This window comes from Mesorhizobium sp. M1142 (assembly GCF_040318565.1).
Taxonomy (GTDB): Bacteria; Pseudomonadota; Alphaproteobacteria; order Rhizobiales; family Rhizobiaceae; genus Mesorhizobium.
Genome location: NZ_JAMYMK010000003.1, coordinates 62,147 through 88,310 on the forward strand (window position 1 = coordinate 62,147; position 26,164 = coordinate 88,310).

A 26,164-nucleotide genomic window follows, 5' to 3' on the forward strand; every position below is an offset into this window, starting at 1 on the left:
CAAGACTCTCTACCTACTAGTCGAAAGGACATCCAATGACGGTTCACAATCGCGATCTTTCCCGTGCCAGCCAGGAACAATGGCTCAAGCTCTATTACTTCGCTCGGACGGCGTTCTCGGCTGCCTGGGTGGCGGCTGCCTTTACGGTGGGACAGAATTCCGGGGAGATCGCGGCGGTGTTACTCGTGGCTTATCCTGCATGGGATGCCCTGGCCAATTTTGTCGACGCATCGCGCAGCGGAGGATTGGGACAGAATCGCACCCAGACCATCAACGTCGTGGTCAGTGTGGCGACAACGCTGGCGGTGGTTGTTGCGCTGAAGATGAGCATGAATTGGGTGCTCGGGGTGTTCGGCCTATGGGCGATCCTGTCCGGCCTGCTTCAACTCGGCACCGCTGTCCGCCGTTGGAAGAGCTCTGGTGCGCAGTGGGCGATGGTCCTGAGCGGAGGGCAATCAGCACTGGCAGGCACGTTTTTCATCGCGCAGGTGCGGATGCCGATGCCGCCATCGATCTCCAACGTGGCCGGCTATGCCGCAGTAGGCGCCCTCTACTTTCTGGTTTCGGCGGTGTGGCTAAGTGTGAGCCAATTGCGGCGGAAGGCTGCATAGGCCGCGATCTTAAGCCATTACCGGCGCGATGAGAGATGCAGTTATCTATGGCTCGGGTCGTACCATTCCGAAGTGGCGGAGAGGGAGGGATTCGAACCCCCGATGGGCTTGCACCCATGCCGCATTTCGAGTGCGGTGCATTCGACCACTCTGCCACCTCTCCGCGGTCATGGTCCGCCGTTGCCGGCGCGGCGCACTAGATAACGGCTGGACAGGCAGGTTACAAGGGCCAATCTGCCCCGTCACCGCAGCTTCTGTCCCTGCTTCCTTCGAGCCGCCGGCAGCCGCTGCTCGATATTTGCAAGGACTGGGCTCAACCCGTTTGCAGCTTGCCCGCGGCGCTTGCCTTGACTCAAGCCGAACCTTCGGTTAGGGACAGCGCGCAATCGGCGTGGAGGGATCTTCCGCGCCGCTTGTTTTTTGAACCCGCAGACTGACAAAAAGACGGCCGAACCGCCTAAGGCGGTTCATCAAGGCCGACCGAACAGCGAAAGGCAAAAAATGTTCGCAGTCATCAAAACGGGCGGCAAGCAGTATCGCGTTGCCGCCAACGATCTCCTGAAGATCGAAAAACTCGAAGCCAATGTCGGCGATATCGTCGAGATCGGCCAGGTGCTCGCGCATGGCGAGGGCGAGAACGTCACGTTCGGTGCGCCGTTCGTCGACGGCGCCTTGGTCACCGCCGAAGTCGTCGAACAGGGCAAGAACCGCACTGTCATCGCCTTCAAGAAGCGCCGCCGGCAGAATTCGCGCCGCAAGATCGGCCATCGCCAGCTTTTGACCACCGTCAGGATCGCCGAGATCCTGCTGGATGGCGCCAAGCCGGCGAAGAAGGCCAGGGCCAAGACCGAAGCGAAGGCCGAGGTTGCAGCCAAGACCGAGGTGAAGGCTGAAGCCGCGCCGAAGGCCGAAGGCAAGGCAGAGGCTGCGCCGAAGAAGGAAGCCAAGGCTGAGACGACCGAGGCCAAGGCAACCGAAACCGCCGCTCCGCTGTTCAAGGCACCGAAGGGCGAACCGGACGATCTGACCGTGATCAAGGGCATCGGCCCGGTTGCAGCCGGCCAGCTCAACGAACAGGGCATCACGACCTTCGCACAGATCGCCAAACTGTCCGACAAGGATGTCGCCAAGATCGACGAGCACATGCCGTTCAGCGCCGACCAGATCAAGGACTGGCGTGAGCAGGCCAAGGAATTGGCGAAAAAGTAGAACGAACCGGCGCAATCGTCGCCGGATCGGACTTGAAACGGAACGCGAACGCGTTCATAAGATCGTTTAGGCGCCTCACGGCGCATCGGAGTAGTTAGATGGCACACAAGAAAGCTGGCGGATCGTCGCGCAATGGTCGCGATTCCCATTCCAAGCGGCTCGGCGTGAAGAAGTTCGGCGGCGAAGCCGTGATTCCGGGCAACATCATCATTCGTCAGCGTGGCACGACGTGGCATCCCGGCACCAATGTCGGCATTGGCACGGACCACACGCTGTTTGCGCTCGAAGCTGGCGCAGTCACCTTCAACAAAAAAGCCAATGGCCGAACCTACGTATCGGTGAACCCGATGACGAAGGCAGCGGAGTAGCCGGTTCCGCACGAGAACACCGGCACCCATCTCGGGACCGGTGTCTGGCCAAGCCAGGAAAAGGATCAGGGGAGATGGGTTTCCATCTCCCTTTTTTCTTGCCTGGAGGACTGACATGGTTGCCGAAGCGGAAGACTCAGACGACGAAAGTTACACGATAGATTGCCCGGTGCTCGCGACCGAGCGGCTGGTCATGCGTGCCCCGCGTGAAAGCGACATCGAGCAATTGGTGGCGCTCGCCGACAACCGCCATGTCGCGGAAATGCTGGCTCGCATGCCGCATCCCTATGGCGAGGCGGAGGCACGCGCTTTCCTGGCTATGACGGCCTCGCGCCGGGCTGGAATCGCCTATGCGTTGACGCTGGCCGGCACCGAGACCTTCGTCGGCTGTGCCGGTCTCAACACAACGGATCGCGGGCTGGAGCTCGGCTACTGGATCGGCGAGCCGTACTGGAAACGCGGCTACGCGACGGAGGCAGCGCACGCACTGGTCGACCTTGCCTTCCAGAGAACCACGATCCAGGTGCTGCACGCCTCGACGCGGGTTATCAATCCGGCCTCGCGCCGTGTCATCCATAAATGCGGCTTCCAGTATGCCGGCCAGGGCATGCTGAATTCGATCGTTGCCGGCCAGGTGCCGGTCGAGCGCTATCGCCTCGATCGCAAGACCTGGACCAGCCTGCGGAACTGGGTGCATTTTTGATGGATGCGGCTCACGTCATCTCGAGCCAGACCGGAAAGTGATCCGAACCGGCCGCTTGCCGGTCGACCCACAGGCGCCTCAGCGATTTGGCAAGCGAGGCGCTGGTGAAGATGTAGTCGATGCGCTTGTAGCGGCTGGTATCGCCCGGCTGCTTGGGGTCGACCCAGGTGACGAGATCGGCGCCGGCAGCGCCGAGGCGTGCGGCGGCATCGATGGCGAGGTCGGCGGTCACCGGCATGCCGAATTCGTGGTCAGGCTGGCCGGCGAGTTCGACATGTTCCGGCGATCCGGCCAGCATGTTGAAGTCGCCCATGACGACGAAGGCTTCGGGAGAAGGCAGCTCCGGCAAGCCGATCTCGGCGACGCCGGAGAGCCCGCCGCCCTCGAGCGGGTATTTCAACAGACGCTGGCGCAGAAAGCGGATCTGGCTCAGGCGTTCAACCGGGCTGCGATGGTCGAGATGGGTGGAATAGAAGCGGATCGGACCAAGCGGCGTTTCGACCAGCGCCTCCAGCGCGCCGCGCTGGAAGTTCATCGCCTCGACACTGCGGCTGCGCGGCAAAAGGAGATTGCGCGACAGATGGATCGGCGTCCTCGACAGCACCATGTTGCCGAGCTGGAAGGTGGTCGTGATGGCGCGGCCGTTCTCCAGGCGCGAGCCAGCGTCGGCTTCGAAATTGCTGCCGTAGACGGCAAAATAGTCGGGCAGCGCCTCGCCGAGGTCGGCCACCATGTCGCGGCCGCCATTCTTCGGGTTAGCGCGGGTGACCTCCTGCAGCGCGATCACGTCGGCGCCGCGCACGGCATCGGCGATACGGCCGATATCATAGCGGGCGTCGAGGCCGACGCCGTAATGGATATTGTAAGTTACCAGCTTCATTCCGACATCTCGCGCTTGGAAAGCCGAGGATCGATTTTTCGGCAAGGGTCAACCAAATGGTACGCGTCCAGAGCTACGCGCGACGTTACAGTAGCAAAAACGGCCCTCGCCCTTCGACCCGCCTTGGTTTAGAGCAATCCCGCAAAGCCAATAGCAGAAACCATACAATCCGATGAAATTTCTCGATCAAGCCAAGGTCTACATCCGCTCCGGCGACGGCGGCGCCGGTTCGGTGTCGTTCCGGCGCGAAAAGTTCATCGAGTTCGGCGGCCCGGACGGCGGCGACGGCGGTCGCGGCGGCGATGTCTGGGTCGAGGCGGTCGATGGGCTGAACACGCTGATCGACTATCGCTACCAGCAGCATTTCAAGGCCAAGACCGGGACGCACGGCATGGGCCGCAACATGACCGGCGCCAAGGGTGCCGACGTAACGCTGAAAGTGCCGGCCGGAACACAGGTCTTTGCCGAGGACAATGAGACGCTGATCTGCGATCTGACGGTCGTCGGCCAGCGCTTTCTGTTGGCCAAGGGCGGCAATGGCGGTTTCGGCAACCAGCACTTCAAGACCTCGACCAACCAAGCGCCGCGCCGCGCCAATCCCGGACTGCCGGGCGAAGAGCTCAACATCTGGCTCAGGCTGAAGCTGATCGCCGATGCCGGCCTTGTCGGGCTGCCCAACGCCGGCAAGTCGACCTTCCTGGCGGCGGTCACCGCGGCCAAGCCGAAGATCGCCGACTATCCCTTCACCACGCTGCATCCGGGCCTTGGCGTGGCCCGCATCGACGGTCGCGAATTCGTCATTGCCGATATTCCGGGCCTGATCGAAGGCGCGCATGAAGGTGTCGGCATCGGCGACCGCTTCCTTGGCCATGTCGAGCGCACGCGCGTCCTTCTGCACCTCGTCTCGGCGCAGGAAGAAAATCCGGGCAAGGCCTACAAGACCGTGCGCGCCGAACTCGGCGCCTATGGAAACGGGTTGACCGACAAGGTCGAGATCGTCGCGCTTTCCCAGGTCGACATACTCGATGCCGCCGCGCGCAAGGCGAAAGCCGCCTCGCTGAAACGCGCCGCCGGCCGCGCGCCGATGCTGCTTTCCGCCGTCACCGGCGAGGGCGTCGAGGCGGTGCTGCGCGCGCTGATGGGGGTGGTGGCGGAGGCACGCGAAGCCGTCGCCGCGCCGGTCGAGACGCGCTGGAACGCATAGCCATGGCCGCGCAATCGCTGAAAAATTATCGGCGCATTGCCGTCAAGATCGGCTCGGCGCTGCTTGTCGACCGCACGACGGGCCTGAAGCGCGACTGGCTGGCCTCGCTTGCCGACGACATCGCCGTGCTGGCCAGTGGCGGCGCCGAAATTCTCGTCGTGTCTTCCGGGGCGATTGCACTCGGCCGCACCATCCTCGGCCTCGGCAAGCGGGCGCTGAAGCTCGAGGAGAGCCAGGCTGCTGCTGCCGTCGGGCAGATCGCCTTAGCCGGCGCCTGGTCGGATGCGCTCGGCAAGAATGGCTTGAAATCGGGCCAGATCCTGCTGACGCTCGGCGACACCGAAGAGCGCCGCCGCTATCTCAACGCGCGGGCGACGATCTCGACACTGCTCAAGATGAAGGCGGTGCCGGTCATCAACGAGAACGATACGGTGGCCACCTCCGAAATCCGCTATGGCGATAACGACCGGCTGGCTGCGCGCGTCGCCACTATGATGGGCGCCGACCTTTTGGTGCTGCTCTCCGACGTTGACGGGCTCTACACGGCACCGCCGGCGCGTGACCCGCAAGCTCGATTCATTCAGGTCGTCGACCGCATCACTCCCGACATCGAAGCGATGGCGGGTGCCGCTGCTTCGGAATTGTCGCGCGGCGGCATGCGCACCAAGCTCGACGCCGGCAAGATCGCGACCGCCGCCGGCACCGCCATGATCATCACATCGGGCACGCGGCTGTCGCCGCTGCTGGCAATCGAGCGCGGCGAGCGTGCCACCTTCTTCCGGCCGAGCGCCAATCCGGTCAAGGGCTACAAGACCTGGATCGCCGGGCAGCTCGAACCTGCAGGACGGCTGACCGTCGATGCCGGCGCCATCGGCGCGCTGCTCTCCGGCAAGTCGCTGCTGCCGGCCGGCGTCAAACTGGTCAGCGGCAATTTTGCGCGTGGCGACACGGTGGCGATCCTGTCGCCCGAGGGCCGCGAGATCGCGCGCGGGCTGGTTGCCTATGATGCCGCCGATGCCGTAAGGATCGCTGGCCTGAAGACGGCCGAGATCGAAACCGTGCTCGGCTACGAGGCGCGTTCGGCGATGATCCACCGCGACGATCTTGTGGTGAGCCATGCCGGTGGCGAGCAAGTAGTCGGTGACCAGGTTACATAGCGGAGGATGAGCCATGCTGACGCTGCATGAAAAATCCCGGGATGATACCGTGGCGCTGATGGCCGATATCGGCCGCCGCGCGCGTGCCGCGGCCCGCCCGCTGGCCATAGCTGCGGCCGAGCGCAAGCACGCGGCGCTGTTCGGCATGGCTCAGGCGATCCTTCGGCATGAGCAGGACATCCTCGACGCCAATGCCATCGACATCAGAAATGGCAGGGAGGCTGGCCTATCGGCAGCGTCGATGGATCGGCTGAAGCTCGATCCCGCCCGCATCCGCGCCATGGCAGACGGTATCAGCGAGATCGCCGGGTTACGCGATCCGGTCGGCGATGTCATTGCCGCATGGGACCGGCCGAACGGGTTGCATATCGAACGGGTGCGCACGCCGCTCGGCGTCGTCGGCGTCATCTATGAGAGCCGGCCTAACGTGACCGCCGATGCCGGCGCGCTCTGCCTCAAGGCGGGCAATCCGGTGATCCTGCGCGGCGGCTCGGATTCGGCGAATTCTTCCGCCGCTATCCATGCCTGCCTGGTCGAGGGGCTGAAGGCAGCCGGGCTGCCGGAGGATGCCATACAATTGGTGCCGACCACCGATCGCGCCGCCGTCGGCGAAATGCTGAAAGGACTTTCCGGCAATCTCGAGGTCATCATTCCGCGCGGCGGCCGCAGCCTGGTCGAGCGTGTGCAGAGCGAGGCGCGGGTGCCGGTCTTCGCGCATCTCGAGGGCATCTGCCATCTCTATATCGACCGATCGGCCGATCTCGACATGGCGGTCAAGATCGCGGTCAATGCCAAGATGCGGCGCACCGGGGTGTGCGGTGCTGCCGAGACGCTGCTGGTCGACCGTGCCGCCGCCGGCACGCATCTGGTGCCGATCCTCGAGGCCTTGCGGGCGGCAGGCTGCGAGATCCATGCCGATGCCGAGGCGCTGAGGCTTTATGCCGATGCCCAGCCCGCGACCGATGCAGACTGGGTGACCGAGTATCTGGACGCGATCATTGCGGTGAAGCTGGTCGACGGCGTCGCCGGCGCCATCGAGCATATCGAGACGTTTTCCTCGCATCACACCGAGGCGATCATCGCCGAGGACGCCACAGCGGTCGACCGGTTCTTCAACGAGGTCGATTCGGCGATCCTTCTGCACAACGCCTCGACCCAGTTTGCCGATGGCGGCGAGTTCGGCATGGGCGCCGAGATCGGCATCGCCACAGGCAAGATGCATGCACGCGGGCCGGTCGGCGTCGAGCAACTGACCTCGTTCAAATACCGCGTACGCGGGTCGGGACAGGTGAGGCCTTGAGCGCCGGTCTTACCCTCCCCCTTGTGGGGAGGGTGGCGAGCATCGCGAGCCGGGTGGGGGTGCGACGCTGAACTCTGCAACACCCCCACCCTGCTCCGCTTCGCGGATCGACCCTCCTCACAAGGAGGAGGGTAAGGAATCCGTATCCTCCCACTATCTGCACATGCCGCATGCCGGGAAAGGCGTGGCGGTCGGGCTGTTCGGCGGTTCGTTCAACCCGCCGCATGCCGGCCATGCGCTGGTCGCCGAGATCGCACTCAGACGGCTTGCGCTCGACCAATTGTGGTGGATGGTGACGCCCGGCAACCCGCTCAAGCACGCCGGAGACCTGGCGCCGCTGGCTGAGCGGCTGCAGCTATCCGAAAAGATCGCCAAGAACCCGAAGATCAAGGTCACCGCCTTCGAGGCAGCCCACCGCGTCCGCTTCACCGCCGACACGCTGGCGCTGGTCAAGGCGCGTAACCCGGGCGTCGATTTTGTCTGGATCATGGGCGCCGACTCGCTTCGCGACTTCCACCGCTGGCAGCGCTGGCGCCGCATCGTCATGACGTTCCCGATCGCGGTGGTCGACCGGCCAGGTGCGACGCTGTCGTTCCTGTCGTCGGTGGTCGCCAAGACCTTCGACTATGCTCGCGTCGACGAGGGCGACGCACCGCGGCTCGCCCGCATGACGGCGCCGGCCTGGACCTTCATCCACGGCCCGCGTTCGTCGCTGTCGTCGAGCGCGATCCGCAAGGTGGCAAAGGGATAGGAGTCTCCTTCTCCCCCCTGTGGGACAAGGTGGCCGAGCGAAGCTCGGTCGGATGAGGGGTGCTGGAATGATCGCTAGCTTGAAGAACTAAGCACTTAAAATCCCTCGGTCTTTTTACGCTGCATTTCTTCCAGCACCCCTCATCCGTCTCGGCGCTACGCGGCAATCCACCTTCTCCCACAAGAAGGGGAGAAGGCAAGTCCGGTGATGTCGCTTTTGCCGCTGCCTTGACCTGCTTGATGGGCGATCCTCGGTCATGACGATTCTCGAGCGCGACCAGGACAAGAACGGTCTAGGGCAGCCGGCGCCGTCGATCGCCATTGCCAGCATCCTGTTGTCGATGGCGCTGATCGCCGTCGGCAATGGGCTGATGTTCGCCTACATCCCAGTCCGGCTCGGCGCCGAGGGCTTCGATCCGACATGGGCGGGGCTGATCGTCACCGGCCTTTCGGCTGGCGGCCTCGCCGGCTGCATCCTGACCGGGCCGCTGGTGCGGCGTGTCGGCCATGCCCGCGTATTCATGGTGCTGTCGGCGCTGATCGTGCTGTCCAACGCCGCGGTCGGCGCCGGGCCGCACCCATTGCCATGGATCGCTGCACGGGCGCTCTACGGCTTTGCCATATGCGGCCTGTTCATTGTCGCGCAGAGCTGGCTGAACGATGTCGTCGCCAACGCCATCCGCGGCCGGGTCATGGCTATCTTCTACGTTGCCTATGTCGCCGGGCTCGGCGTCGGTTATTCGACGCTGGCGTTGATCGATATCCGCGCGGCCGATGCGCCGCTGATCGGCATCGCCTTCACCGCGCTGTCGATCCTTCCCGTCGGGCTGACGCGGCTTGCGCAGCCGCCGGCGCCGCAAGCGGCGTCCGTGGCGCTCGGCCGCGCCTGGCGGATCTCCCCGGTCGGCGTTGCCGGCATGCTTGCCGTCGGCGGCCTGTCGATGACGATCTCGGGTTTTGCGCCGATCCATGCCACGACCAAGGGCTACAGCCAGGCCGACGTCGCCTTGCTGCTTTCGGCAATGCCGGCCGGCACGCTGATCCTGCAGATTCCGCTCGGCTGGATTTCCGACCGCACCGACCGGCGCTTTGTGCTGATCGCGGCGTCGGCGCTTGCCGCCGCGGCGGGCCTGTTTGCCCTCGGTTTCGACGGCGGCGCGCTGGCGGCGCTGCTTGTCATCTATGTGGTCTGGGACGGCGCCTCGGAATCGATCTACTCGCTGGCCAGCGCCCATGCCGGCGACCGCGCCGGCAAGGACGACATGGTGGCGCTGTCGAGCTCGCTTTTGTTTGCCTGGTCGCTGTCCGGCTTCGTCGTACCCGGCATTGTGACCGGGCTTTCCGCCGTCTACGGCACGCAGGCCTTCATCTATGTGGCAATCGTCATTGCCGCCGCCTACTGCCTGTTCGTTCTCTGGCGCGTCGTCATGGTCCGGCCGGTGCCCGCCACCGAGACCGGCAGTTTCGCGCCAATGACGGCGCAGGCGCCGCTGCCTGTCGATCTCGCCTTCGCGCCCGAAGATCAGCGCCGGCGCGAAGGACTTTGAACACCCTCCAGCTGGTTTCAAATGCTCTATTGCCGCGTGGCCGAGGCATCCGGCTGAGGCGCTTTCGGTGCCGGCGCCGGGACCGAAAGGCCCTCGGCATCGAACGCCTGCTTGACGCTCTTGGTGAGGTCGATCTGGGCGGCGAAGAAATCGGCAGCCGCCGTCCAGTAGCGCAAGGTGATGGCGACGGTGCTGTCGCCGACAGTCGCGACAAAGGCGATCGGCGCCGGCTGCCGCCTGACGCGCCGGTCGGCGGCGGCGACACCGAGCATGGTCTTCTGCGCAAAATCGATGTCGTTCCAGGAGCCGATGCTGAGCGTGATGTCGCCGCGGCGCACACCGTTGCGGGTGAAGTTGCGGACCGGCTGGTTCCACAGGGTCGAGTTGGGTGCAAGCACGTAGACGCCTTCGACCGTCCTCAGCGTTGTGGCAAACAGCCCGATCTCCTCGACGGTGCCGGATATCGCGCCGACTTCGACATATTCGCCGATGCGGAACGGCCGCAGCGCCAGGAGCATGATGCCGGCGGCAATGTTCTGCAGCGTGCCTTGCAGCGCCAGGCCGATGGCCAGGCCGGCGGCACCGATAGCGGCAATGATCGAAGCCGTCTGCACGCCGAACTGGCCGAGAACCATGATCACGACCAGTCCCAGGATGGCGTAGCGGACGACCTGCGAGAAGAAATGGCGGAGCGTTTCGTCGAAGCCGCTGATATGGCCGAGGCCGGCATAGATCGAACGCTCGGCGAGGCCGGCGACGATGTAGCCGATGACCAGCAGGATGACGGCGCCGACCGCCGAAAGCGAGTAGGAGACGATCAGCGTGCTGAGTTGCGCCAGGCCGGATTGCACGGTGAGGAGGGCGTTCTGGGGATCGATCGGCATGTCGGGATTCCGGTTCGTGGATGAGCCGATAACCGCTGCGGGGCGAGGCGGTTCCGATTTTCTGGCCCGAAAAGCCGGATATTCGGCCGCTGCCGGGTGCCTGCTTGCGAGCGGTGTCTTGAAACTGCAACCTAACTCTGCCTATCTAAGCAGTGTCACCTGATTTCAGAGGTGATTTGGTTGTTCTTGCTGCGAAAGGAAATACACTGAGAACAGCACTGCGGAAGAAGGCCGACATCGTGCCTTCGCCGGCCGGGATCAGCGTAAACGACGCCGTGTCCCGCGCCATCAAGACAGTCCTTGCCAGTCTGGAAGACTCCAAGGCCGAAAACATCGTCTCAATCGACATTCAGGGGAAATCGAGCCTCGGCGACTACATGGTCGTCGCGTCTGGCCGATCGCACCGTCATGTCTCGGCTGTTGCCGATCATCTCCTTAAGGCGCTCAAGGATGCCGGGCTCGGCACTGCGCGCGTCGAGGGGCTGGCTGGCGCCGACTGGGTCCTGATCGATTCGGGCGACATCATCGTCCATGTCTTCCGTCCCGAGGTCCGCGACTTCTACAATCTCGAAAAGATGTGGCAGGCGCCCGATCTCGAGGAGGAGACCCTCCACTGAGCCGTATTCGTCTTGATGCATGTCGTTGTCCGACATGCATCAGCGGCTCTTCGAGGCAGGGATGAAGATTACGGTTCATGCCGTGGGCCGAATGAAAGCCGGCCCCGAGAAGCAGTTGGCCGACCGCTATTTCGAGCGTTTTGCCAGGAGCGGTCCTGCCGTAGGCCTCGAATTCGCCGGGATCGTCGAGATTGCCGAAGGTCGCGCGCAGACGGCCAATGAGCGCCGGCGCGAGGAAGGCCAGAAGCTGCAGACGCACTTGCAACCGGGCACGGCGCTGATGCTGCTGGATGAGCGCGGCAAGAACCTTTCCTCCGAGGATTTCGCCGGCCGCATAGGTTCGCTGCGCGATGGCGGGCGCAAGGCGCTGGTGATCGCCATTGGCGGCGCCGACGGCCATGACCAGTCACTGCGCGACCTGGCTGATCTGACGGTGTCGCTCGGCGCGCTGACCTGGCCGCATCAGCTGGTCCGCGTGATGCTGGGCGAGCAGCTTTACCGGGCGGCCACGATCCTTTCCGGTCACCCCTACCATCGTTCATGAAGTCGGCTCCGTCGGCGAATTGATGCCAGCCGCCCGGATTTTTGCCCCAATGCTCATCGACAGTTTGGCCTCATGGGGTTTGTCGATGACGGCCGGGGCTCGAACATGGTTGATGGTTCGTTAACGAAGCCGCGCATAGAGTTGGGCTTCAATGTCTGAAGACTGGAAATCACGAACGGGCTCCTGGCGCGTGCGCTACGGCATCGCCGTGGCGACGATCGCGCTTTCGCTCGGCGTCGCGCGGGCCGAGAACACGCTCGACCTGGCGCCCGACCCGGACCAGAGCCGCGCCGAATACGAAAAAGTATCGAAAGAGATCACGCTGTCGTCCGAGCGGCTGGCCAAGCTCGCCGCCGACATAGCGGCTGTCAAGAAGGACCACGCCTCGATCACCGCGGCGCTGATCCAGTCGGCGATGACCGAGCAGAAGCTCGGCCAGGACATCGAGGACATTGGCGGCAAGCTGGAAGGGCTGAAGGCGCAGGGGCAGAAGATCCGCGCCTCACTGGCCGCCAGACGCGACGTTCTGGCCGAAGTGCTCGGCGCGCTGCAGCGCATGGGGCTCAATCCGCCGCCGGCGATCCTGGTCAAGCCGGAGGACGCATTGTCGTCGGTGCGCAGCGCCATCCTGCTCGGTGCCGTGGTGCCGGAACTGCGCCAGCAGACCGACATGTTGCTGGCCGACCTCAAGGAGCAGTCGCGGGTGACGGCCTCGATCGAGGCCGAGCGGGCGCGGCTGACGGCAGCTGTCGGCGAGCAGGCGGCGGAAAAAAAGCGGCTCGGCATGCTGCTCGAAGCCAAGCAGAAGCTCGCCGCCGATACGCAAACCGCGCTGGCCGCCGAAAAGCAGCGGTCCGCGACGTTGGCGGCCAAGGCCGGCAGCCTGAAAGAACTGATCGCCTCGCTCGAGGCCGACAGAGCCCGCAAGGCGGCGGATGCGGCCAAGGCAGCCGAGCAAAAGACGGCCGACGCCGACAAGGGCCCGGCATCGGCTGCGGCGCCGACGGAATTGGCCTCGCTGCCGGTGCCGGAGAGCAACAGGCTCACCGCTGCCGCGCCGTTTTCCGCGCTTCAAGGGCAGATCGCGCTGCCGGTCACCGGCAGGATCAAGCGGCGCTTCGGGGCCGACGACGGTAACGGCGCGGTGATGCTCGGTGACATGGTTGCGACACAATCGGGAGCCATCGTCACAGCGCCGGCGGATGGAAATGTGCTTTATGCGGGGCCTTTCCGCTCTTACGGTCAACTCTTGATCCTGAATGCGGGTGACGGCTATCATGTCGTCCTGGCGGGGATGAGCAGAATCAGCGTCGCGTCTGGCCAGTCGGTGCTCGCAGGTGAGCCGGTCGGCGCGATGGGAGAGGCCCGGGTGGCGAGCACCTCGGCATCGAAGAATGGAAATGCCACGCCGGAGCTCTATGTCGAGTTCCGCAAGGATGGAAAACCCGTCGATCCGGCCCCATGGTGGGCGGACCGTTTTTCTGGAAGGACGTGAATGATGCGGAAACTGTCGCTTCTGTTTGCCGGTGCGCTGATGGGTGCATCGGCGATGAGCCTGGTCTATGGCGCGCCCGGCTCGACAGCGAAAGCTGCGGGCTCCGAGACCTATAAGCAACTGGCGATCTTCGGCGATATCTTCGAACGGGTGCGGGCGAATTATGTGACGCCGCCCGACGACAAGTCGCTGGTTGAAAATGCCATCAACGGCATGCTGTCGTCGCTCGACCCGCACTCCTCCTACATGAATGCCGAAGAAGCGCAGGACATGCGCGTGCAGACCAAGGGCGAATTCGGCGGCCTCGGCATCGAGGTCACCATGGAGAACGACCTGGTCAAGGTGATCACGCCGATCGACGATACGCCGGCCGCCAAGGCAGGCGTGCTTGCCGGCGACTATATCGCCAAGATCGACGGCGAGGAGGTTCGCGGCCTGACGCTCAACGACGCCGTCGAGAAGATGCGCGGGCTGGTCAATACGCCGATCAAGCTCACCATCCTGCGCCAGGGCGCCGACAAGCCGATCGAACTGACCGTCGTGCGCGATATCATCAAGGTCAAGGCGGTCAAGTTCCGGGTCGAAAACGACATCGGCTACATGAAGATCACCTCCTTTACCGAAAAAACCTATGACGACCTCGAGAATGCCATCGACACCATCAAGAAGCAGGTGCCGAACGACAAGCTCAAGGGCTACGTGCTCGACCTGCGCCTCAATCCGGGCGGTTTGCTCGACCAGGCGGTGAGCGTGTCGGATGCCTTCCTCGACCGCGGCGAGATCGTCTCGACGCGCGGCCGCGACCCGAAGGACGTCACCCGCTTCGACGCGCGGGCCGGCGACGACATCGGCGGCAAGCCGCTGATCGTGCTCGTCAATGGCGGCTCGGCCAGTGCCTCGGAAATCGTCGCCGGCGCGCTGCAGGATCTGCGCCGCGCCACGGTGGTCGGCACGCAGTCCTTCGGCAAGGGTTCGGTGCAGACCATCATCCCGCTTGGCGAGAACGGGGCGCTGCGGCTGACGACGGCGCTCTATTACACGCCGTCCGGCAAGTCGATCCAGGGCAAGGGCATCACGCCCGATATCAAGGTCGACCAGCCGCTGCCGGCGGAACTGCAGGGCAGGGACCTGACGCGCGGCGAATCCGACCTCAAGGGCCATATCAAGGGCGCCGACGAAGGCACGACCGGTTCGGGTTCGGCAGCCTATGTGCCGCCGGAGCCGAAGGACGATTTGCAGCTCATCTATGCCGAGCAGCTGCTGCGCGGCCAGAAGACCGATCCGGCGTTCCCGCCGAATCCGCAAAAGGCCGTGTTGAACCAGTAAGGGCGGGCAAGCCGGGCCAAACGGGTCTGGCTGCCTGAGCGAAGCGATGCGATGCTGCCGGGGCCGCGAGGCTCCGGCAGTTTGATTCGGGGCTGCGGCCGGCATGCTGCGCGTCCAGTGAAGCAAGGGGACGCGCCGACATTTTGGATCTTGCGCCTCCGGAGAAGGTTTTACTTCGGGGATGCACGCCGGGGGTGCGGGCTTGGCTGATATCGGCAAGGACATAGAACGACCTCTCGGACAGGCGATCCGGCCGTCGCGCTCGGGCAGCGGGATCAGCGCCGGTGCGGTCGCGGCCGCGCTTGTCGTGCTGTCGGTGGTCGGCGTCTCCAGCGCGATCGCCTTGCGCGACAAGCCGTTCCGGAAGCTGCAGGAAGTAGCGGTCTCGACGCCGAAGACGCCGGCGGCGGATACCGCCGCTGCGCCTGCCAAGGCGACGCCCGAAACGGCAGCGCCAAGCAACGCAAGCGGGGCCAACATAAGCGGGCCGAAGACGGGCGGTCCGCAGATCATCCATGTCCAGACCGAGGAGGGCGATGGTCCACCCGAGGCGGCCATCGTCATCCGCGACCCTTCGACGATCGGCCAGAACCTCAGGATCGCGCACATTCCCGACAAGGCACTGATCGAGGCCAGCGAGACCGGTCCGCTGCCGATCCGCGCCGCCGACGGCCGGCGCCCGTTCGATGTCTATGCGCGGCCGTGGTCCGGCGCACGCGGTGCACGCGTGGCGCTCGTCATCGGCGGTCTTGCCGTGTCGCAGACCGGCACGCAGGCAGCCATCGCCAAGCTGCCGGCGGAGGTGACGCTGGCCTTCGCGCCGCAAGGCAACAGCATTGGCCGCTGGATGCAGGTGGCGCGGCAGAGCGGCCATGAGGTCATCATGCAGGTGCCGCTCGAGCCGTTCGACTATCCGAACGTCAATCCCGGCCGTAACACCCTGACCGTAGCTGCGACGCCGGACGAGAATTTAAAGAATTTACGCTGGGCGCTGTCGCGAACGACCAACTACACCGGCGTCATGAACTATATGGGCGCCCGCTTTTCAGCCGACGCGACGGCGATGGGGCCGTTGATGGCCGAACTTGGCAAGCGTGGTCTGGCCTATATCGACGACGGTTCGTCGGCGCGCAGCCTGGCACCCGAATTGGCGCTGAAGGACGGCGTACCGTTCGTCGGCGGCGATACGGCGATCGACGCGGTGCAGGACCGCGGCGCCATATTGAAGAAACTGGATGGGCTGGAAGCGACGGCGCGAGCGAAAGGCTTTGCCGTCGGCATCGGCTCGGCCTTCGACCTGACGGTCGATACCGTATCGTCCTGGGTGACCGAGGCCAAGAAGCGCGGCATCGAGATCGTGCCGGTTTCAGCGGTGGCCATAGATCCGGAAAAAGGCTGAGATGGCAAAGAACAAGCTCGTTGACGCCGAGACACTGCCCTACCGGCCCTGCGTAGGGGTGATGGTCCTCAATGGCGACGGCCTGGTCTGGGTTGGCCGTCGCATTGCCGAGCCGGACAGCGAATTCGCTGGAACGACGCAGCTCTGGCAGATGCCGCAGGGCGGCATCGACGATGGCGAGGAGCCGCTGCCCGCGGCGTCGCGCGAACTCTACGAAGAGACCGGCATGCGCTCGGTGTCGCTGCTGGCCGAGGCGCCGCACTGGATCAAATACGACCTGCCGGCGCATCTGGTCGGCGTCGCCTTCAAGGGACGGTATCGCGGCCAGACGCAGAAATGGTTTGCCTTCCGCTTCCACGGTGACGAAAGCGAGATCGCGATCAATCCGCCACCGGGTGGCCACAAGGCCGAGTTCGACCGGTGGGCGTGGCGGCCGATGCTGGAATTGCCGGGCCTGATCGTGCCGTTCAAGCGCAAGGTCTACGAAGACGTGGTGGCGGCGTTCCGGCATTTGGTGGCGTAGCCACTGGCCTTCCGCTAAAACAGGTCGGCATGAACGACATCTCCAGCAAATCTCTTCCGCAGGCCGTTGCCCCACGGCAGGCTGGCGCCCCGAGCGAGCCGATCAGCGAAGCGGCGGCGGGGGCAATCCTGACTATCGATCTCGGCGCCATCCGTGAGAATTACCGGCGGCTGAAGGCGCGGCTGGGCGGCGTCAGCTGTGCTGGAGTGGTCAAGGCCGACGGTTACGGGATTGGCGCGGCGCCGGTGGCGGCGGCACTGATGGCTGAGGGCTGTAATACCTTCTTTGTTGCGCATTTGGCCGGCGGCATCTTGCTGCGCAAGGCGCTCGGCTCAGGCCCGGCCATTTATGTGCTGAACGGCATTCCGCCGGGTGCGGAAAGGGAAGCGGTTGCGGCAGGGCTTTGCAGCGTACTCAACAGCGCCAGCCAACTCGCGGCATGGCGCGAGATGGCCGGGCGGGTGGGCCGTAAGTTGCCGGCCGCCCTCCAGGTCGACAGCGGCATGTCGCGGCTCGGCATGACGCCCGCGGAGGTGAAGGCAGTCGCGCAGGATACGCACGCCTTCGACGGTGTCGAAGTGACGTTCGTGATGAGCCATCTCGCCTGCGCCGACGAACCCGAGCAACTGGCCAACGAGCGGCAGCGGCTGGAATTCGAACGGCTGCGCCAAATGCTGCCGGAAGCGCCGGCTTCCCTTGCCAATTCATCAGGCATTTTTCTCGGGCAGCGCTATCACTACGACCTCGTTCGTCCGGGTGCCGCTCTCTATGGCGTCAATCCGACGCCGGCGAAGGACAATCCGATGCTGCCGGTGGTGCGATTGCAGGCCAAGGTCATCCAGACGCGGATATTGGAGGCCGGCGCCGGTGTCGGCTACGGCCACACTTTTCATGCCAAGGCCCCGCTTGCCGCGGCGACGATTTCGCTCGGCTACGGCGATGGCTGGCATCGTCGCGCCGCTTCCGCTGCCTGGTTCGAAAATGTGCGGCTGCCCTTCGTCGGCCGGATTTCGATGGATACGATCATCCTCGACATTTCCGCACTGCCGCCCGGCAAGCTGAAGGCCGGCGACCTCGTTGAACTGATCGGGCCGTCATCGCAGACGGTGGACCAGGTAGCTGGCCAGGCCGGCACTATCGGCTACGAGGTCTTGACCAGCCTCGGCCACCGTTTCCACCGGCGCTATGTGAATCGCTAGGACGCAAGCTTGTTGTCCTCACGCATGTCTTTTCCCTGAGCATCGGCACTTGGCTGACGCCACAGAATCCGGCAGACAGAAGGCGGCGATGATCCCGGTCTCGAATCCCGACGAGATGCCGCCGCGGAGAACCAAACGATGAAGATCTTCGTGCTGGGCGGCGGTGTGATCGGGGTCACCACCGCCTATTTTCTTGCCGAGGCCGGCCATCAGGTGACTGTGATCGATCGCCAGAAAGGCCCGGCGCTGGAAACCAGCTTTGCCAATGCCGGCGAGATCTCGCCTGGCTATGCCTCGCCCTGGGCCGGGCCCGGCGTTCCGCTGAAGGCCATCAAATGGCTTTTGATGAAGCACGGCCCACTGGTGGTGCGACCGGCCCTCGATCCGCATATGTGGATATGGCTGGTCAAGATGCTGCGCAATTGCACGGCTGAACGCTACGCGCTGAACAAGGCGCGCATGGTGCCGCTGGCCGAGTACAGCCGCGACACGCTGAAGGCGCTGCGCGAGGCGACCAGCATCGCCTATGACGAGCGCGCAAAGGGCACGCTGCAGCTTTTCCGAACGCAAAAGCAGCTCGACGGCGTCGGTGGCGATGTCGAGGTGCTGAAGACCTATGGCGTCCCCTACCAGGTTCTCGACCCCGACGGCTGCATTGCGGCCGAACCCGCGCTGGCTGGCGTGCGCGAAAAATTCGTCGGTGGCCTGCGGTTGCCCGGCGACGAAACCGGCGACTGCAAGATGTTTACCGACAGGCTTGCCGAGCTTTGCGCGGCACGCGGCGTCACCTTCGAATACGACACGGAGATACGGCGCGTCGTCAAGAAGCGCGATCGCATCACCAACATCAGCACCAGCAAGGGCTGGATGGTCGCTGATGCCTATGTGATGGCGATGGGCAGCTATTCGGCGCGGTTCATGCGCATGCTGAAGCGCCCCATCCCGGTCTACCCGGTCAAGGGCTATTCGATCACCCTGCCGATCAAGGACGCCACCGCCGCACCGGTCTCGACCGTGATGGACGAGAGCTACAAAGTAGCGATCACCCGGCTCGGCGATCGTATCCGGGTCGGCGGCACGGCGGAGATTTCCGGCTTCGATCTGCGGCTGCACGAATCGCGGCGCCGCACGCTCGAACATTCGGTCGGCGACCTGTTTCCGGGCAGCGGCGACATGCGATCGGCGACCTTCTGGTGCGGGCTGCGGCCGATGACACCGGACGGGCCGCCGCTGATCGGCCGCACCGATTTCTCCAATCTCTATCTCAATACCGGCCATGGCACACTCGGTTGGACCATGGCCTGCGGCTCGGCTAAGGTTCTAGCCGACATCATCTCCAGCCGGGTGCCCGACATCGACGTCGGCGATCTCGGGCCGGGACGATATGCCAAGTAAGACCCCCGGCAACTTAAGACAGCCGCCGGCCGATAGGCTTCACGCGAACAAACCCCTGTCCCGTTCGACGGCCTTGGTGATGAAGCTCGAAACGACCTGGACGCGGCGCAGCGGCCTGACCGATTCGTGATAGACCAGCCAGTAGGCGCGGCGAATGGGTGCGACGATATCGAGGGGCACCAACTCCGGCATCGAGCGGGCAACGAAGGTGTGCAGTATGCCGATCCCGGCGCCGGAACGCACCGCTTCGGCCTGGCCGAGCGCGGAGGAAATGGCGAAGCTGGTGCGCCAGTCGGCGCTGAATTCGGCCGCGTAGTCGAGCGAGGGACTGACGATCAGATCCGGCACGTAGCCGATCAGCGTATGCTGACCTAGCTCGGCGGCGCTTCCGGGCAAGCCATGGGTGTCGGCGTAGGCACGCGACGCGAACAGGCCGAGCGTGTAGTCGACCAGCTTTCCCGCCACCAGGCGGCCTTCCGTCGGCCGCTCGACGGTGATGGCAATGTCGGCCTCGCGCCGTGACAAAGAGAAGGAGCGTGGTACCGGCACCAACTGGATGGTGAGTTCACGGTGCAGAGCGGTCAGCACGCCGAGGCGCCTGGCCAGGAAGGCGACGCCAAAACCGTCCGGCGCGCCGATCCGCACGGTGCCCGACACGTCGTCGCCTTCGCCTGAAACAGTCGAGCGCGCGGCGATCATGTCGCCCTCCATGCGTTCGGCGATCTCGAGGAAACGCTCGCCCGCCGGCGTCAGCTCACTGCCGGTGGTAAGCCGGCGAAACAGTTTTGTCCTGAGCGCATCCTCGAGGGCGGCGATGCGGCGCGAGACGGTCGCGTGATTAAGCTCCAGCCGCCTGGCGGCGCCGAGGATCTGACCGGCGCGCGCCACGGCAAGGAAGATGCGGGCATCATCCCAGTTCATCGGGAGGGTCCGGATGATGACGATTACGGCAGCGCTCGACGGCGAAGAAACTCAATTTTCTCTATCCCATGGCGTACACCACACATCTCTATCATTTGCGCGATTTGATGCACAGACACCCACTGCTATCTATTTTCTGCACAACGGTTGCGTTTTCGCTCGCGTTGCCATCGCTCTCGCAAAGGCGGACAATGCCTCATCACGAACCAGGGAGAGAGACCATGATCGAATACGGTCATTTCATCGGCGGCAAGCGCGTCGCCGGAACCAGCGGCCGCAAGCAGGACGTCATGCAGCCGATGGACGGCACGGTGCGCGGCACGGTGGCGCTGGCTTCGCAGGCGGAATTGCGCGCGGCGGTCGAAAACGCCAAGGCGGCACAGCCCGGCTGGGCGGCGACCAACCCGCAGCGGCGCGTGCGCGTCCTGATGCGGTTCCTCGAGCTGGTCGCCAAGGAGTATGACGCGCTGGCCGAGATATTGGCGCGCGAACACGGCAAGACCATCGCCGACGCCAAGGGCGACATCCAGCGCGGCCTCGAAGTGGTCGAGGTCTGCATCGGTGCGCCGCACATGATGAAGGGCGAGTTCACCGATGGCGCCGGCCCCGGCATCGACGTCTATTCGATGCGCCAGCCGCTTGGCGTCGTCGCCGGCATCACGCCGTTCAATTTTCCGGCGATGATCCCGCTGTGGAAGATCGCGCCGGCCATCGCTTGCGGCAATGCCTTCATCCTCAAACCGTCCGAGCGCGACCCGGGCGTGCCGATGCGCATTGCCGAACTGTTCATCGAGGCCGGCCTGCCGGCGGGCATCCTCAATGTCGTCAATGGCGACAAGGAAGTGGTCGACGCCATCCTCGACGATCCCGACATCAAGGCCATCGGTTTCGTCGGCTCGACGCCGATCGCCCAGTACATCTACTCGCGCGGCTGCGCGGCCGGCAAGCGCGTGCAGTGCTTCGGCGGTGCCAAGAACCACATGATCATCATGCCGGATGCCGATATGGACCAGACCGTCGACGCGCTGATCGGCGCCGGCTACGGCTCGGCCGGCGAGCGCTGCATGGCCATATCGGTGGCCGTTCCGGTCGGCAACGACACCGCCAACCGGCTGATGGAAAGACTGGTGCCGCGGGTCGAGAGCCTGAAGGTCGGTCCGTCGACCGATTCTTCCGCCGATTTCGGCCCGCTGGTCACGGCACAGGCGCTGGAGCGGGTCAAGTCCTATGTCGACACCGGCGTCAAGGAAGGCGCCAAGCTGGTCGTCGACGGACGCGGCTTTTCCATGCAGGGTTACGAGAACGGCTACTATATGGGCGGCTGCCTGTTCGACAATGTGACCCCCGACATGCGCATCTACAAGGAAGAGATCTTCGGGCCGGTGCTGTCGGTGGTGCGCGCACCGACCTACGAGAACGCGATCAAGCTCGCCAACGAGCACGAGATGGGCAATGGCGTCGCTATCTTCACCCGCGACGGCGACGCGGCGCGCGACTTCGCCTCGCGGGTTCAGGTCGGCATGGTCGGCATCAACGTGCCGATCCCGGTGCCGATCGCCTACTATACGTTTGGCGGCTGGAAGGCGTCCTCCTTCGGCGACCTCAACCAGCACGGGCCGGACGCGTTCCGCTTCTACACCAAGACCAAGACGGTGACGTCGCGCTGGCCGTCCGGCGTGAAGGATGGCGCCGAATTCGTCATTCCGACGATGAATTAGCCGGACGGTTTTCTGTCTGCGCGTCCTCGCCTTCGGCTTCGGGCGCGCGGGCCGGCGTGAAGAACGGCGCCGAATTCGTCATTCCGACGATGAATTAGCCGGACGGTTTTCTGTCTGCGCGTCCTCGCCTTCGGCTTCGGGGGCGCGGGCCGGCGTGAAGGATGGCGCCGAGTTCGTCATTCCGACGATGAATTAGCCGGACGGTTTTCTGTCTGCGCGTCCTCCCCTTCGGTTTCGGGCGCGCCGGCCGGCGTGAAGGATGGCGCCGAGTTCATCATCCCGACGATGAACTGATCCAGATCGCGGAAAGCAAAAGAAGCCCTGGGCTCGACCCGGGTCTTTTTTGTCGCGATCTTCATCGGCATGAACACTAATGTGATGGAACCAAGAAGGCAGCAATCTTCTTAGGTTGCAGTCCTGCCGCGAAGCAGACGCTGGCAGATCAACCAACGGCGCTGGTGACGGCTCCGGGGATATCGTCCGGCGCAAAGGAGGTGTCAGATGACACGTCTCGTGGCGACTGTAGCTTGCGCTGCGATGGCCCTTTCCGCCGTCCCGGCAATGGCTGCCGAGCAATGTGCGGCACGCGCGGATATGGTCAAGGCGCTCGGCGAGAAGTTTCATGAAAATCCGAGCGCGGTCGGCGTCGTCAATCCGAATGTGGTGCTTGAAGTCTTCGTTTCCGACAAGGGCACATGGACCATCCTCGCCAGCGACACAAAAGGCCAAAGCTGCGTGATTTCAGTCGGCGAAGGCTGGGAGAGCGCGATGACGATAGCGGCGCTGCCAGGCACCTGATGAGGTTCCACGCTCGCGCGTAGCAGCGGCCTCGGCATGGCCGCGCAGCCTGGGTGGCCCCATTCTTCGGCGACAACCGTAAAACGGATCTGCAGGCGCCCGCTTGGGCGCCTGCTTGCGCTTTTCCATTGCCGATACCATATATCGGGAACATAATGGGAACATCTGGAATCGTTCCCACCGATGGCAGACCGGAACACAGAAAGGAACGACGCGATGATGATGACGTCGGAACCGGCCTGGATCGCTCCGGCAAAGTGAGGCTGTCAAACCCCTCCTTTGCCGGAACGCGATGGCAAAGGAGGTGCCTATGGCACACAAATCGCTGTTGGGATGGGTGAAAACCCTGGTTCTTGCTGGCGCATTGGCGGTGGGTACGAACACCGCAAGCGCGCAATATCAATACTGCGTTGAACATGGCGAGCTCGTCGCCCATTTGAGCGAGAAGTTCCAGGAAAGGCAGTTTGCTTTGGGGCTGATCGGTCATGAGGCGGTCATGGAAGTCTTTGTCGCCGAGACCGGAACCTGGAGTATCGTCGTCACCGATATCGCCGGCAGAAGCTGCATCGTCGCGGCCGGCGACAATTGGGAAAACGTGATGGCCCTGCCCGGCCAGGGCGCATGACGAAATGACAGGCTCAGCGTGTGGCAGCTGCCTCGGCATGGCCGCGCAAAAGTGCCATCAGGCGCTTGGCGTCCTTGGCTGCGGCCTCCTCGTCGCCTGCTAGGATCGAGCGGATCAGCGCGACATGATGCTCGGCGGATTCGGCCAAGCCGGTATCGGCCTTGTAGCGGAACCAGAAACGGCGGCTGTGGGTTTGCAAGGGCGCCGCCAGGCGCGCGGCGAACGGGTTGTCGGCAGCCAGCGCCAGCGCCTCGTCGAGCGCCTTGTCGGCCTGGATGAAGTAAAACACATTTTCCGAAATCACCGCCTTTTGCATGGCAAGGGCAGCGTCATGGAACAGGTCGGCGGCCTCGCGGGTGACGAAGCGAGCGGCCGAGCGGGCAAGCACCACCTCGACGCCACGGCGGGCGTCGAGGACACGCAGCCAGTCGCCGGGGTGCAGCGGGGCAATGGCAATGCCGGCGCGCGGCCGGACCTCGAGCAGCCCCTCCCAAGCCAGCCGCTGGATCGCTTCGCGAACCGGGGTGCGGCCGAGGCCGAGCCTGTCGATCAGCGCCCCCTCGGTGATGAAGCTCGCCGGCGCCAGCTCGAGAGTTACGATCATGTGCTCGAGCCTGCGGTAGGCCTTCGCAGTTGCCGGCTCGGAGCCCGGGCTCTCATATACCAATGCGGCTTCTCCTGATATATTGTTGATATATCATATCAGATTCAACGTTGACAGCCGGCTTCTTAAGAAATATACGACTGATATATCAGATGGAGCGATCGACATGTGGGCCGGAGTCTTCCCCGCCGTTACGACCAAATTCACCGAGGACGACGGCCTCGACCATGCCGAGATGGAGCGCTGCTTTGCGCTGCAGATGGAGGCCGGCTGTGACGGCATCATCGTCTGCGGGTCGCTCGGCGAAGGCCCGATGCTGTCGCATGACGAGAAGATCGCGGTGCTGAAGACCGCCCAGAAGATCGCCGGCAAAAAACCGGTGCTGTTGACGGTCAACGAGGCCGGTACACGCGAGGCGGCGGCGATCGCACGCCGCGCCGCCAAGGAAGGCGCCAACGGTTTGATGGTGGTGCCGAGCCCGATCTACCATACCAATGCCGAGGAGACGGTCGCGGCACTCAGCGCCGTCGCCGCGGCCGGCGACCTGCCGGTGATGATCTACTCCAACCGGCTTGCCTATCGCGTCGATGTCACCGTCGACCAGATGGAGGAGTTGGCCAAGGACCAGCGCTTCGTCGCCATAAAAGAGTCCTCAGACGACATCCGCCGCTCGACCGAGATCATCAACCGCCTCGGCGACCGCTACGACCTGTTCACCGGCGTCGACAATCTCGCCTTTGAGGCGCTGTCGGTCGGCGCCATCGGCTGGGTGGCGGGCTTGGTCACCGCGTTCCCGCGCGAGACCGTCGCCATCTATCAGTTGATGAGACAGGGCCGCCGCGAGGAGGCGTTGAAGATCTACCGCTGGTTCCGGCCGCTGCTCGACCTCGACGTCTCGACCTATCTGGTGCAGAACATCAAGCTCGCCGAAGTTTTGGCGATCAACACCAACGACCGCGTGCGCATGCCGCGCCAGCCATTGTCGGGCGAGCGGCGCAAGGCAGTCGAAAAGGTCGTCAGGGATGCGCTGGCCGTGCGGCCGCAACTGCCGGCATTCTGATCCAGTGCCTTCGAGGGTGTTTGCAGATGTGCAGCGCGGCGCATGCCAATGAATGACAATGCTACGCTCGATGTCGCCATCATTGGTGGCGGCATTATCGGCATCTGCGCTGCCGCATTTCTGGCCGAGGCGGGGCGAAACGTCACGATCTTCGATCGGACGGGGATCTGCGAGGAGACCAGTTCCGGCAATGCCGCCGCCTTTGCCTTCTCCGACGTGCTGCCGCTCGCCCACAAGGGCATGATCAGGCAGCTGCCGAAATGGCTCGCCGACCCGCTCGGCCCGCTCAGCATCCCACCAGCCTATCTGCTGAAGCTGCTGCCCTGGCTGGTCCGCTTCTGGCGCGCCGGCCGAAGCGACCGCTATGAAGCCGGCCTTGCCGCACAGGCCGGGATGATGAAGCTCGCCGAGGCGGAATGGATGGGTTTGCTCGACCGTTCCGGCACACGGCCGATGCTGCACGAGGACGGCTCGCTCGAACTCTACGAAAGCGAAGCCGAGTTCAAGGCCTCACTGCCCGGCTGGGCGGCAAGGCAGCGCTTCGGCATCGGCTTCAGCCATGTCGAGGGGAGCGCTCTCGCCGCCTTGCAGCCCGGTCTGTCGCCGCGCTTCGTCAAGGGAACTTTCGTTCCGGGGTGGAAAACCGTCGCCGACCCCAAGCGGCTTGGAAAGGCGTTATGGGCCTATGCCGAGAGGTTGGGCGCCGGGTTCGAAAGGGCCCGGATCGAGCGTGTCGAGGCAGGACAGGACGGCGCGATCCTGACCATGGCCGACGGCACGAGGCGACGGGCGAAGCATCTCGTCATCGCTGCCGGGGCCTGGTCGCACCTGCTGGCGAGACATCTCGGCGACGGAATCCCGCTGGAGACCGAGCGTGGCTACAACACGACGCTGCCGAAGGCTGCCTTCGACGTAAGGCGGCAATTGATCTTTTCCGGGCATGGCTTCGTCATCACGCCGCTCGAGACGGGACTGCGCGTCGGTGGTGCGGTCGAACTCGGCGGGCTTGAAAGGTCGCCCAATTATGCGCGCTCGAAAGCGCTGCTCGAAAAGGCGCAGAAATTCCTGCCGGGACTGGATCCGGCCAATGGGCGCGAATGGATGGGGTTCCGGCCGTCGCTGCCGGATTCGCTGCCGGTGATCGGGCAGTCGCAAAAAACGCCGTCGGTGGTGTACGGTTTCGGCCATGGTCACCTCGGCCTGACCCAGGCCGCGGCGACCGGACGCTTGATCCGCGAGCTCGTTCTCGGGCAGAGTCCATCGCTGGATCTCGGTCCGTTCAGCCCGCAACGGTTTTGAGATCGAAGACATTCAGTTGGGAGCCGGC

Annotated in this window: 27 protein-coding genes and 1 tRNA gene; 22 read left to right on the top strand and 6 right to left on the bottom strand. The window is 64.3% G+C overall.

Annotated elements, in window-relative coordinates:
- Positions 1-35: 35 nt before the first annotated feature.
- A complete protein-coding gene (locus NKH42_RS06575; protein ID WP_352751259.1) occupies positions 36-611 on the top strand; it encodes a DUF308 domain-containing protein in 576 nt (191 codons plus the stop codon).
- A 73-nt stretch (positions 612-684) separates the two neighbouring features.
- Here the strand turns inward: NKH42_RS06575 and NKH42_RS06580 are convergent.
- Positions 685-774: transfer RNA gene (locus NKH42_RS06580), tRNA-Ser, on the bottom strand.
- A gap of 338 nt (positions 775-1,112) precedes the next feature.
- On the opposite strand from NKH42_RS06580, the gene NKH42_RS06585 reads away from it, so the two are divergent.
- The 3 genes from NKH42_RS06585 (at position 1,113) to NKH42_RS06595 (ending at position 2,891) form a co-directional block, all read left to right on the top strand.
- Positions 1,113-1,820 (top strand): 50S ribosomal protein L21, encoded by a 708-nt coding sequence (locus tag NKH42_RS06585; protein ID WP_352751257.1) that lies wholly within the window; start codon positions 1,113-1,115, stop codon positions 1,818-1,820.
- A 98-nt stretch (positions 1,821-1,918) separates the two neighbouring features.
- Positions 1,919-2,188, top strand: coding sequence for a 50S ribosomal protein L27 (gene rpmA / locus NKH42_RS06590; protein WP_023678077.1), 270 nt, complete (start codon positions 1,919-1,921; stop codon positions 2,186-2,188).
- A 115-nt stretch (positions 2,189-2,303) separates the two neighbouring features.
- On the top strand, positions 2,304-2,891 hold the full coding sequence (locus tag NKH42_RS06595; protein WP_254820471.1) for a GNAT family N-acetyltransferase: 588 nt from the start codon (positions 2,304-2,306) through the stop codon (positions 2,889-2,891).
- Positions 2,892-2,901: 10 nt separating this feature from the next.
- On the opposite strand, the gene NKH42_RS06600 is transcribed toward NKH42_RS06595, so the two are convergent.
- Positions 2,902-3,771, bottom strand: coding sequence for an endonuclease/exonuclease/phosphatase family protein (locus NKH42_RS06600; RefSeq protein WP_352504901.1), 870 nt, complete (start codon positions 3,769-3,771; stop codon positions 2,902-2,904).
- A 172-nt stretch (positions 3,772-3,943) separates the two neighbouring features.
- Between NKH42_RS06600 and obgE the strand changes: the two genes are divergently transcribed.
- From obgE to NKH42_RS06625, 5 genes are all read left to right on the top strand, one after another.
- On the top strand, positions 3,944-4,975 hold the full coding sequence (obgE, locus tag NKH42_RS06605) for a GTPase ObgE (protein WP_352504902.1): 1,032 nt from the start codon (positions 3,944-3,946) through the stop codon (positions 4,973-4,975).
- Between the two features lie 2 nt (positions 4,976-4,977).
- Positions 4,978-6,132: a glutamate 5-kinase gene (gene proB, locus NKH42_RS06610; protein WP_352504903.1), complete on the top strand. Its 1,155-nt coding sequence runs from the start codon at positions 4,978-4,980 to the stop codon at positions 6,130-6,132.
- Between the two features lie 13 nt (positions 6,133-6,145).
- The gene (locus tag NKH42_RS06615; RefSeq protein ID WP_352504904.1) at positions 6,146-7,432 is read left to right on the top strand and encodes a glutamate-5-semialdehyde dehydrogenase; all 1,287 of its coding nucleotides are present in this window, start codon (positions 6,146-6,148) and stop codon (positions 7,430-7,432) included.
- 163 nt (positions 7,433-7,595) lie between these two features.
- Positions 7,596-8,183, top strand: a complete 588-nt coding sequence (locus NKH42_RS06620; protein ID WP_352504905.1) for a nicotinate-nucleotide adenylyltransferase — start codon at positions 7,596-7,598, stop codon at positions 8,181-8,183.
- A 256-nt stretch (positions 8,184-8,439) separates the two neighbouring features.
- Positions 8,440-9,729 (top strand): MFS transporter, encoded by a 1,290-nt coding sequence (locus tag NKH42_RS06625; protein WP_352751255.1) that lies wholly within the window; start codon positions 8,440-8,442, stop codon positions 9,727-9,729.
- Between the two features lie 26 nt (positions 9,730-9,755).
- On the opposite strand, the gene NKH42_RS06630 is transcribed toward NKH42_RS06625, so the two are convergent.
- Positions 9,756-10,613 (bottom strand): mechanosensitive ion channel family protein, encoded by an 858-nt coding sequence (locus NKH42_RS06630; protein WP_352745856.1) that lies wholly within the window; start codon positions 10,611-10,613, stop codon positions 9,756-9,758.
- A gap of 239 nt (positions 10,614-10,852) precedes the next feature.
- Here NKH42_RS06630 and rsfS point away from each other — a divergent pair, with 239 nt between their 5' ends.
- The 8 genes from rsfS to NKH42_RS06670 all read left to right on the top strand — a co-directional run bounded on the left by rsfS (position 10,853) and on the right by NKH42_RS06670 (position 19,111).
- Positions 10,853-11,230: a ribosome silencing factor gene (gene rsfS, locus NKH42_RS06635; protein WP_023678068.1), complete on the top strand. Its 378-nt coding sequence runs from the start codon at positions 10,853-10,855 to the stop codon at positions 11,228-11,230.
- Positions 11,231-11,291: 61 nt separating this feature from the next.
- A complete protein-coding gene (gene rlmH, locus NKH42_RS06640; protein WP_023678067.1) occupies positions 11,292-11,774 on the top strand; it encodes a 23S rRNA (pseudouridine(1915)-N(3))-methyltransferase RlmH in 483 nt (160 codons plus the stop codon).
- A 151-nt stretch (positions 11,775-11,925) separates the two neighbouring features.
- A complete protein-coding gene (locus tag NKH42_RS06645; RefSeq protein ID WP_352696887.1) occupies positions 11,926-13,269 on the top strand; it encodes a murein hydrolase activator EnvC family protein in 1,344 nt (447 codons plus the stop codon).
- Positions 13,270-14,595, top strand: a complete 1,326-nt coding sequence (locus NKH42_RS06650) for a S41 family peptidase (protein ID WP_023719673.1) — start codon at positions 13,270-13,272, stop codon at positions 14,593-14,595.
- Positions 14,596-14,797: 202 nt separating this feature from the next.
- The gene (locus tag NKH42_RS06655; protein WP_352751252.1) at positions 14,798-15,994 is read left to right on the top strand and encodes a divergent polysaccharide deacetylase family protein; all 1,197 of its coding nucleotides are present in this window, start codon (positions 14,798-14,800) and stop codon (positions 15,992-15,994) included.
- Between the two features lies 1 nt (position 15,995).
- Complete coding sequence (locus NKH42_RS06660) at positions 15,996-16,517, top strand: RNA pyrophosphohydrolase (RefSeq protein ID WP_352751251.1); 522 nt, start codon at positions 15,996-15,998, stop codon at positions 16,515-16,517.
- Between the two features lie 29 nt (positions 16,518-16,546).
- Entirely contained in the window at positions 16,547-17,716 is a 1,170-nt protein-coding gene (alr, locus tag NKH42_RS06665; protein WP_352687125.1) for an alanine racemase, read from the top strand.
- Positions 17,717-17,782: 66 nt separating this feature from the next.
- The gene (locus NKH42_RS06670; RefSeq protein ID WP_352751273.1) at positions 17,783-19,111 is read left to right on the top strand and encodes a D-amino acid dehydrogenase; all 1,329 of its coding nucleotides are present in this window, start codon (positions 17,783-17,785) and stop codon (positions 19,109-19,111) included.
- A 39-nt stretch (positions 19,112-19,150) separates the two neighbouring features.
- On the opposite strand, the gene NKH42_RS06675 is transcribed toward NKH42_RS06670, so the two are convergent.
- Positions 19,151-20,032, bottom strand: a complete 882-nt coding sequence (locus NKH42_RS06675; RefSeq protein WP_352751249.1) for a LysR family transcriptional regulator — start codon at positions 20,030-20,032, stop codon at positions 19,151-19,153.
- Between the two features lie 221 nt (positions 20,033-20,253).
- Here NKH42_RS06675 and NKH42_RS06680 point away from each other — a divergent pair, with 221 nt between their 5' ends.
- Positions 20,254-21,750: a CoA-acylating methylmalonate-semialdehyde dehydrogenase gene (locus NKH42_RS06680; protein WP_352687131.1), complete on the top strand. Its 1,497-nt coding sequence runs from the start codon at positions 20,254-20,256 to the stop codon at positions 21,748-21,750.
- Positions 21,751-21,926: 176 nt separating this feature from the next.
- Here NKH42_RS06680 and NKH42_RS06685 read toward each other — a convergent pair whose 3' ends face one another.
- Positions 21,927-22,115 (bottom strand): hypothetical protein, encoded by a 189-nt coding sequence (locus NKH42_RS06685; RefSeq protein ID WP_352820998.1) that lies wholly within the window; start codon positions 22,113-22,115, stop codon positions 21,927-21,929.
- A gap of 136 nt (positions 22,116-22,251) precedes the next feature.
- Here NKH42_RS06685 and NKH42_RS06690 point away from each other — a divergent pair, with 136 nt between their 5' ends.
- Both NKH42_RS06690 and NKH42_RS06695 read left to right on the top strand, forming a co-directional pair.
- A complete protein-coding gene (locus tag NKH42_RS06690) occupies positions 22,252-22,548 on the top strand; it encodes a hypothetical protein (RefSeq protein ID WP_352751245.1) in 297 nt (98 codons plus the stop codon).
- A 292-nt stretch (positions 22,549-22,840) separates the two neighbouring features.
- The gene (locus NKH42_RS06695; protein ID WP_352479613.1) at positions 22,841-23,173 is read left to right on the top strand and encodes a hypothetical protein; all 333 of its coding nucleotides are present in this window, start codon (positions 22,841-22,843) and stop codon (positions 23,171-23,173) included.
- 13 nt (positions 23,174-23,186) lie between these two features.
- Here the strand turns inward: NKH42_RS06695 and NKH42_RS06700 are convergent, their stop codons facing one another.
- Positions 23,187-23,840 carry a GntR family transcriptional regulator gene (locus NKH42_RS06700; protein ID WP_352751243.1) on the bottom strand — a complete coding sequence of 218 codons (654 nt, stop codon included), beginning with the start codon at positions 23,838-23,840 and terminating at the stop codon, positions 23,187-23,189.
- A 103-nt stretch (positions 23,841-23,943) separates the two neighbouring features.
- Between NKH42_RS06700 and NKH42_RS06705 the strand changes: the two genes are divergently transcribed.
- Both NKH42_RS06705 and NKH42_RS06710 read left to right on the top strand, forming a co-directional pair.
- A complete protein-coding gene (locus NKH42_RS06705; protein WP_352504915.1) occupies positions 23,944-24,837 on the top strand; it encodes a dihydrodipicolinate synthase family protein in 894 nt (297 codons plus the stop codon).
- A gap of 48 nt (positions 24,838-24,885) precedes the next feature.
- Positions 24,886-26,136, top strand: a complete 1,251-nt coding sequence (locus tag NKH42_RS06710) for an NAD(P)/FAD-dependent oxidoreductase (RefSeq protein ID WP_352751242.1) — start codon at positions 24,886-24,888, stop codon at positions 26,134-26,136.
- Positions 26,137-26,164: the final 28 nt, after the last annotated feature.